The sequence below is a fragment of the Pseudomonas sp. 39004 genome (genome assembly GCF_028682155.1).
Taxonomy (GTDB): Bacteria; Pseudomonadota; Gammaproteobacteria; order Pseudomonadales; family Pseudomonadaceae; genus Aquipseudomonas; species Aquipseudomonas capeferrum.
The window spans coordinates 1-6,479 of record NZ_JANIAG010000243.1; the positions used below are offsets into that span (position 1 = coordinate 1).

Genomic DNA, 6,479 nt, shown 5'->3' on the forward strand with positions numbered 1-6,479 from the left:
TTGGGTTGCCAGATGACCAGGGTGAGGGTGAACAGGAAAATCAATGCGGCTGCAAGCATGAACAGAAGGTCTCGATGGGCCAAAGAGGCCGCCACAGAGTAGGGCAAGCTCGGGCGTTTCAGCAAAGTTCCGTTACAAACATGTAAGTTTCGTAAATAAGATTTAAACTCATTTGAGAATCACTATATTTACCACCCCTATTGACCTCCACATTGTGTTTGCGAGGGCGGTGGGCGAGGGCTCTCCGGCCTGGCAAGGATGTGCCTTTCGCTCATGAACCGCAGGAGATGTACCGATGCAATCCAGAACCTCACCCAACAGCCTGGCCCTGGCGTTCGTCGCGCTGGCCTCGCCGGCCATGGTCGCGACCGTAGCCCACGCCGAAGAGCAACGCACGGGTGAAGTGCTGGAAGTACCGGCTGCTGAAAATGCCCTGGTCATCCAGGACACCCTCGTCACCGCCGAGCGCGAGGCGCGGCAGGCACTGGGTTCGTCGATCATCACCGAAGAAGACATCAAGCGTCACCCTCCGACCAATGACCTGTCCGAGCTGATCCGTCGCGAGCCCGGGGTCAACCTGACCGGCAACAGCGCCAGCGGTGCGCGCGGCAACAACCGGCAGATCGACCTGCGCGGCATGGGGCCGGAAAACACCTTGATCCTCATCGACGGCAAGCCTTCCAGCGCCCGTAACGCGGTGCGCTACGGCTGGAACGGCGACCGTGACACCCGTGGCGAAACCAACTGGGTGCCGGCTGAAGCGGTCGAGCGCATCGAGATCCTGCGCGGGCCGGCGGCGGCGCGTTACGGCTCCGGCGCCATGGGTGGGGTGGTCAACATCATCACCAAGCGCCCGACCGATGAGCTCAAGGGCAGCGTCAGCCTGTACACGCAGATGCCCGAAGACAGCGCCGAGGGTGCCAGCCGCCGCGCCAACTTCAACCTGGGCGGCGGGCTCACCGAAAACCTTGGGTTCCGCCTGTACGGTGGCCTGGCCAAGACCGATGCCGACGACCTGGACATCAACGCCAGCCATGCCAACAGTGCGTTGTCGGCTGGCCGCGAAGGCGTGCGCAACAAGGACATCAACGGCCTGTTGAGCTGGAAGCTCAACGACGAGCACCGCCTCGAAGCCAGCGCCGGCTATAGCCGCCAAGGCAACCTCTACGCCGGCGACACCATGAACAGCAACGGTGGCAGCAATGTCGAGCTGATCTCCAGCCTGTATGGCCACGAGACCAACGTGATGCAACGCAACACCTACGACCTGACCCACCTGGGCGACTTCACCTGGGGCACCAGCAAGACCACCCTGGCCTATGAATACGTGCGCAACTGGCGCCTCAACGAAGGCCTGGCCGGTGGCCCGGAAGGCGCGATCAACGACAGCGGCGCGGCCATGTCGCGGCTGCGCAATACACGCCTGAGCAGTGAAGTGAACCTGCCGTTCGCCATGGGCAGCACCGAACATGTGCTGACCCTGGGGGGAGAGTACCTGTACGAGTCGCTGAACGATCAAGGCTCGTTCCGCCCGCAGAGTTTCGACCCGAGCGGCGGTGGCAACGACGCGATCAGCGGCTTCGATCGCAGCAACTCGAAGATGACCGCCAAGAGCTACGCGCTGTTCGTCGAAGACAACATCATTGTTGGCGACACCACCGTCACCCCGGGCCTGCGTTTTGACCACCATGAAACCTTCGGTGACAACTTCAGCCCTAGCCTGAACCTGTCGCACAAGCTGACCGAGGCGCTGTCGCTCAAGGGCGGTATCGCCCGGGCCTACAAGGTGCCGAACCTGTACCAGTCCAACCCTAATTACCTGCTCTACAGCCGGGGTAACGGTTGCAGCGTGCAGCAGACCAACTCCGGTGGCTGCTACCTGCAGGGCAACGCCGACCTCAAGCCCGAGATCAGCGTCAACAAGGAGATCGGCCTGCTGTACGACCGTGGCACCTGGCGTACCAGCGCGACCTACTTCCGCAACGACTACAAGAACAAGATCATCGGTGACACCGATGTGCTCTACACCATCAACAGCGGCCGTCGCGTGACCCAGTGGGAGAACGCCGGCGAGGCGCGCGTGGAAGGTATCGAGGGCAACTTCTTCATCGAGCTGACCCCGACCCTGGACTGGAACACCAACCTGACCTGGATGCTCGACAACGACAGCCGCGAGACTGGCGAACCGCTGTCGGTGATCCCGGAGTACACGGTCAATACCACCCTCGACTGGCGCGCCACCGACAAGCTGTCGTTCCAGGTCGCGGGTACGTACTTCGGCAAGCAGAAATCGCCGACCTACAACTACCGCACCCAGGAAAGCTACGACCAGGATGCACAGCAGGATGTGGAAGCCTACGGGCTGGTGGACGTGAGCACGGGCTACAAATTCAACGCCAACTATGACGTGCGGGTGGGGGTGAACAATGTGTTCGACAAACAGATCCTGCGCGGTGGCAATGCCAGCAGCTCGGGGGCCAATACCTATAACCAACCGGGTCGGGCGGTGTTTGCCTCGTTGAACATCACATTCTGACCCCTGGGGCCGCTGTGCGGCCCTTTGCGATCGGTCCGGCGCCCCGGCAAGGCCGCTCCTGTACGCAGGCGCGGCCTTGCTTCGCGCCCCATCATGACCTCTGAGGGACACCCGATGATCCAAGCCCCCGCCTGGCTGCAGATCCTCTCTCGCAGCGCGGCCGCACTGTTTGGCGGCTACGCGCTCAGCTACGCCGCCAGTGCCTGCCTGGCCCGGTTGTTGCCGCTGTCGGCCGCCGACGCAGTCATTGTCGCGACCCTGCCAGCGTTCGTCTTCTACACCGGCGCAATCCTCTGGGCCTTTGCCAGCCGTGACGCCGTGCGCGCCTGGGCACCCTTGGCCCTCGCCGTACCGCTGGCATTGCTCGGCTTCTGGCCGCAGGCATTGGGGTGGCTGGCATGAAGACTACCTTCACACAATCGATGGCCTGGCTGCATACCTGGGCCGGGCTGATCTTCGGCTGGCTGTTGTTTGCCATCTTCGTCACCGGCACCCTGGCGGTGTTCGACAAGGAACTCGACCACTGGATGCAGCCAGAGGTCCCGGCTACCGAGGTTTCCCAGGCCGATGCCGCGCGACGGGCCGTTGCCTACCTGCAGGCCCATGAACCGCAGGCCGGCAACTGGGGCATCAGCCTGCCGACCGAACGTTCGCCGGGGTTGCGCGTATCCACCGGCGACCGTCGCCATGGCGGTGGCGTGCAGCTCGACCCGCGAACCGGCGAGGCCATCGAGGTGCGTGACAGCGTTGGCGGCAACTTCTTTTTCCGCTTCCATTTCACCCTCGACCTGCCGCGCAACTGGGGCATCTTCGTGGTCGGTGCGTTGGCGCTGGTGATGCTGGCCGCACTGGTCACCGGTATCGTGATCCACAAGAAAATCTTCAAAGAGTTCTTCACCTTTCGGCCCGACAAGGGCCAACGTTCGTGGCTGGACTTTCACAATGCAAGCGCTGTGCTGTTGCTGCCGTTCCACCTGATGATCACCTATACCGGTCTGGTGATCTTCATGCTCATCTACATCCCGGCTGGGGTCGATGCGCTGTTCGAAGGCGACAGCCGCGCCTACTTCAATGCCCAGGGCAATGCCCGCCTGGAGCAGCCTCGGCAGCTGGCCAGGCAGCCGGGCCAACTGGTCGATGTGGCGCCGTTGCTGGCCCAGGCCGAGGCCCGGCTGGGGCCGCTGGGCGGCCTCAACATCCGCAACCCCAACACGGCCGGTGCGCGCATCGAAATCCGCCCCGAGCTGGGCAACCGCATCGCCCTCGCCAAAGGCCAGGCCATGGTCTTCGATGGCGTCAGTGGCGAGCTGCTCAGCGATGTACCGCAATGGCGCGCGGCCCCCCTGACCCAGCGGGTGATGGTGGGCCTGCACTTCGCGCAGTTTGGCGGTTACCCGATGCGCTGGTTGTACTTCATCTGTGGGCTGGTCAGTTGCGTGATGATCGCCAGTGGGTTGGTGCTGTTCTGCGTCAAGCGTGGGCGCAAGTATGCCAACGGTACGGCCCAGGCTTCGGCGCGGCGCTGGTACCGGGTGGCCGAAGTGTGCAATGTCGGTTTCATCAGCGGCTTGCTGCTGGCCTGCGTGGCCCTGCTGTGGGCCAGCCGCGTGCTGCCGGTCGAGCTGGCGCAACGGGAAAGCTGGGAAGTGCGTACGTTCTTCGGTGTGTGGTTGTTGGCGCTGTTGCATGCAGGCGTCAGGCCGGCCCGGCGGGCTTGGGTCGAGCAACTGCTGCTGGCGGCCGTGCTGTGCATCGGCTTGGGCGCACTGGGCGGCGCGGGGGATGCGATGCGCGTGGGGGTGGTACTCAGTGCCCTGGTGATGGGCGTTTTGCTGGGGCTGGTGGCGTGGCGGGTGGGCAAAGCGGTACCGGCGCCGATCCGGGCCAAAGCTGGGCGCAATGTGGAGGCTGGCGCATGATGATGTGGGTCACAGGTGGCGTGTTGTTCGCCTACGTCGGCATGCTCGGGCTGTGCCAGGGCCTGGAACGGCATTACAAGCAGGTATGGCAGCGGCCCTGCCCACGTGCGCTGCGTGTGGGGTTGCGCTGCGCGGGGTGGCTCGCGTTGCTGGTCAGCCTGTTGTTGTGCGCTCAAGCCTGGGGGTGGGCCATGGGGCCGGTGGCCTGGCTGGGTGCGATGTCGTCGTCGGGGATGCTGCTGGTGATGCTGCTGCCGTACTGGCCACGGCTGGCCGTCGGCTTGGCGGCGGTTGTGCCTGTGTGGGGGATGGTGCAGCTGTTTGGGTGATGCCCGTTACTGAGCAGGGGTCAGGCCCAAAAGCCAAACAGCAGCAACGCTGCAACGCCTAGGCCCATTGCAATCGAACAACCCCCCAACGACAGCGCCGCGCGCCCTTGGCGGTACCAACCGTCCTGGCCAAGTTGCCGGGCCGGGGCCAGCAGGCTGCGCCAGCGTAGCTCGGTGTCGTGAAACGCCTGCAAGTTCGCCGGGTCGGCATCCAGCCAGCGGCGAAAGTCGATGCGCTCGCACGCGCTCACGTGGGGGCTCTGCAGGCGCACGTACCATTGCCCGGCAACGCTCGCCAGCACATCGAGGCGCGAACGGCCTGCCTGCAGCGCCTGGTTCATATGGCGCTCGATGCTGCTCAACGGCAAATCAAGCCGGGCAGAGAGGGTGGCGAAATCCAGTTGGTCGAGACGGTTGAGCAGGAACACTTGCTGGACGCGTCGGGGCAGGCGTTTCAGGGCATGCAGCAGGGCGTCTTCGGCAGCGTGCTCGGCAGTGGGGGTTGGGTGTTCAAGGGGCAGCAGCAGACGTGTCATGGACAGCTCCTTGCTCAAAGGGGGAGGTGTGGGGGCATCTTCCTTGATGCCTCATCAGCGTAGGCGAAACGAGATTGATTCTCAAGTGCTGATTCGGCAAAGTTTTGTAATGAGCGTTCACGGTCTGACACACTTTTGCTATCATGCCGGCCATTCACGATCTTCATTAGCCTGAAGAGCAAAAAAAAAAGACCCGGCAAAAAGCCGGGTCAAAAACCGTGATTAGCCTGATGAGGAGATAATCTGAGAGCGACCTAAGCTCCAGGTTATCCAGCAGATCTCGCGATCAGCTGAGTGCAATAATAATCGTTATCATTTGCCAGTCAAATGATTTTTCGCTAATTCGGTAAAATAGTTTTACCGATGCGCTTCCTTGTCCCGGCAATCGGGGCCTTTGCCGTTACCCCGGCCATCACGTATCTCCCTTCCTTGTTACCTACAAACCCGTCTGCGCGGTGCGTTTGTGCTCCAGCAGTGCGCGCGCCATGTCCATCATGTGCATCAATGCGAAGGTCAACTCGCGCTGGGTGCCTTGCTGATGGACAGCGGTTTCCTGCGCCGTGGCGGCGGCACAGCGGAGCAGGGCGATGGCGTGCTCCTGGGCTTGCTCAACGGTTACGCCTTCGTGGAGCGTCCAGATCTTGTTCTCGATACTGGGGCGCGTCGGGTTGGGGTTGAGGTAGTAGTCGAGGGCGCGGCGGGCCGCTTCGCTGTCGAGATCTGTTTCGTCGTTTTGCGGTGGTTTCATCCTGATACCTGCGAATGCCAATAGGGAAAGGGTTCAGGTCGATACTAATACCTAAAGTATTTTCGCGCTTTCTGATAAATAATACTGAATGTTTATTGAGCGCCGGAAGGCAGTCCGTATCGTGCCAGCGATGAATATGGATAAATGGATTGCCCTCGTCCGTGACCGGATGGAGGAGCTAGGGCTTACTCAAGAGCAGCTTGCCGAGCGCGTTGGCGTGTCGCAAGGCAGCGTAGGGCATTGGGTGAACAAGCGGCGACAACCGAAGATCGAGTCGATGAACCGAACGTTCATCGAGCTTGGCATGCCTCATTACAATGTCAGCTTACGGCTGCGCATCGTGGGGCAGGTTGGCGAGGCGCGAGGCATCTATGATGTGGATGATGCCGACGACGACCTGGATCTCAAGAT

The 6,479-nt window shown here is 62.2% G+C and carries 7 protein-coding genes; 5 read left to right on the top strand and 2 right to left on the bottom strand.

Features of this window, described 5'->3' with window-relative positions:
• The first annotated feature begins 295 nt into the window (after positions 1-295).
• The 4 genes from NP534_RS25070 (at position 296) to NP534_RS25085 (ending at position 4,784) form a co-directional block, all read left to right on the top strand.
• Positions 296-2,536 carry a TonB-dependent siderophore receptor gene (locus NP534_RS25070; RefSeq protein ID WP_274100492.1) on the top strand — a complete coding sequence of 747 codons (2,241 nt, stop codon included), beginning with the start codon at positions 296-298 and terminating at the stop codon, positions 2,534-2,536.
• A 114-nt stretch (positions 2,537-2,650) separates the two neighbouring features.
• The gene (locus tag NP534_RS25075; protein WP_274100493.1) at positions 2,651-2,938 is read left to right on the top strand and encodes an iron transporter; all 288 of its coding nucleotides are present in this window, start codon (positions 2,651-2,653) and stop codon (positions 2,936-2,938) included.
• Entirely contained in the window at positions 2,935-4,455 is a 1,521-nt protein-coding gene (locus tag NP534_RS25080) for a PepSY-associated TM helix domain-containing protein (RefSeq protein WP_274100494.1), read from the top strand. Before NP534_RS25075 ends, NP534_RS25080 begins: the two co-directional genes overlap by 4 nt.
• Complete coding sequence (locus NP534_RS25085; protein WP_274100495.1) at positions 4,452-4,784, top strand: DUF3325 domain-containing protein; 333 nt, start codon at positions 4,452-4,454, stop codon at positions 4,782-4,784. The genes NP534_RS25080 and NP534_RS25085 overlap by 4 nt, the downstream gene beginning before the upstream one ends.
• A 20-nt stretch (positions 4,785-4,804) precedes the next feature.
• On the opposite strand, the gene NP534_RS25090 is transcribed toward NP534_RS25085, so the two are convergent.
• Positions 4,805-5,320, bottom strand: coding sequence for a DUF4880 domain-containing protein (locus tag NP534_RS25090; protein WP_186661587.1), 516 nt, complete (start codon positions 5,318-5,320; stop codon positions 4,805-4,807).
• A 436-nt stretch (positions 5,321-5,756) separates the two neighbouring features.
• Positions 5,757-6,068: a DUF6124 family protein gene (locus tag NP534_RS25095; RefSeq protein WP_274100496.1), complete on the bottom strand. Its 312-nt coding sequence runs from the start codon at positions 6,066-6,068 to the stop codon at positions 5,757-5,759.
• 88 nt (positions 6,069-6,156) lie between these two features.
• Here NP534_RS25095 and NP534_RS25100 point away from each other — a divergent pair.
• On the top strand, positions 6,157-6,479 hold a 323-nt coding region (locus tag NP534_RS25100; protein WP_274100497.1), incomplete at its 3' end, for a helix-turn-helix domain-containing protein.